The organism is Halorubrum sp. AJ67 (assembly GCF_000513435.1).
Map to the genome: position 1 here is coordinate 76,049 of NZ_CBVY010000011.1, position 1,510 is coordinate 77,558.

The following is a 1,510-nucleotide window of genomic DNA, read 5'->3' on the forward strand; positions in this document are numbered from 1 at the left end:
GATTCTCTCCGCTGAGACTCGCGTCGAACGCGTTATCCGACCGGCGACGAACCCACGATCGTGATAGGCGGACTGGGTACGCGATTCGGCGCGGTGTTGAGCGACGTCGCGACCACGGAGGGACGGATAGCGGTCACCGCCGGTATCGCCCTCGTGACGCTCGCGATCGGCTGGCTGCTGCTTCCCAGAGCCGTCCGCGCCGGAGAGCGGACCGTCTCGGGGTGGGTCGAGCAGTTCCTCGATAACCGGGCGGGAAAGTCGACCGAGGGTGCGGTCGAGACGCTCCGCGAGGGCGTCCCGACATCGTTCCTTCTCCGGTTGGCGGTCGGCTTCCTACAGCTCGCGCTGTTCGCGCTCGCGGGCGTCGCCGTCCTGACGCTGTGGGGACGGTTCGACCTCGTGGTCGCGGTGCGGCCCGTCGCGGAGGACGGCGTCCGGATCGGGGCGCAGGTCCTCGTCTCGGCGGTGTTGCTCGGCGGGGTCTACGTCGCCAGCGACGCGCTGGAGGCGTACGTCGCCGACCTGTCGGCCGGCAGCGACCGGATCACCGCCCATCAGGAGCAGCTCCTCACCCGGCTCGCGCAGGTCGGGCTGCTCGTGCTCGCGCTGATCACGGTCCTCGGCATCTGGGGCGTGAACCTCGGCGGCCTCCTCGTCGGGGCCGGCTTCCTCGGGATCGTCCTCGGGATGGCGGCCCGGCAGACCCTGGGGTCTCTCATCGCCGGCTTCGTGCTGATGTTCGCCCGGCCGTTCGAGATCGGTGACTGGGTGGAGATCGGCAGCGAGGAGGGGTTCGTCACCGACATCACGATCATGAACACCCACATGCGCAACTTCGACGGGGAGTACGTCGTGGTGCCCAACGACCTCGTCGCCAATCAGGCGATCACGAACCGGAGCCGCGAGGGCCGCCTCCGGATCCACATGGAGGTCGGGATCGGGTACGACGACGATCCCGACGAGGCGGCGGCGATCGCCGAGGAGGTCCTCAACGGGATCGACCACATCGCGAACAACCCCCAGCCGTACGCGATCCCCTCCGGGTTCGGCGACTCGGCGATCCTGCTCGATCTCAGGTTCTGGATCGATCCCCCGACGCCGCAGGCGCGGTGGCGGTCGAAGGCGATCGCGGTCGAGCGGATCCAAGACCGCTTCGTCGACGCGGGAATTTCGATCCCGTACCCGCAGCGGACGGTCTCGTACCCGCCCGACACGGCGGAGGCGGCGGATACCGTCGAGCGCGTCGAGCGGACCGACGAGGACGGCGACGGTCGCTCGGACAACCGACCCGCCTGAAACCGTTTGACTGGGCTTGTTAATTCCTCAATAGTTGATAGTTTTGTAGCCTCGATCGCTCAACACAGGGAGAGAAACGGCCGATCTGCGGTGCGGTGGCGCGTGCCTCCGAGCGGTCGCCGAAGGCGACCGTGAGGAGCACCGCGCGAGGGAGTCAGTCGCCGGAGCGAAGCGACGGCGACCGAGGAGGCTGGGGAGGTGTGAGGTGCTGTGC

1 protein-coding gene is annotated in these 1,510 nt (G+C 68.3%); it reads left to right on the forward strand.

The window, feature by feature from the left end; genetic code table 11:
• Window positions 1-60: 60 nt before the first annotated feature.
• Complete coding sequence (locus BN903_RS10270; protein WP_195155778.1) at window positions 61-1,296, forward strand: mechanosensitive ion channel family protein; 1,236 nt, start codon at window positions 61-63, stop codon at window positions 1,294-1,296.
• Window positions 1,297-1,510: the final 214 nt, after the last annotated feature.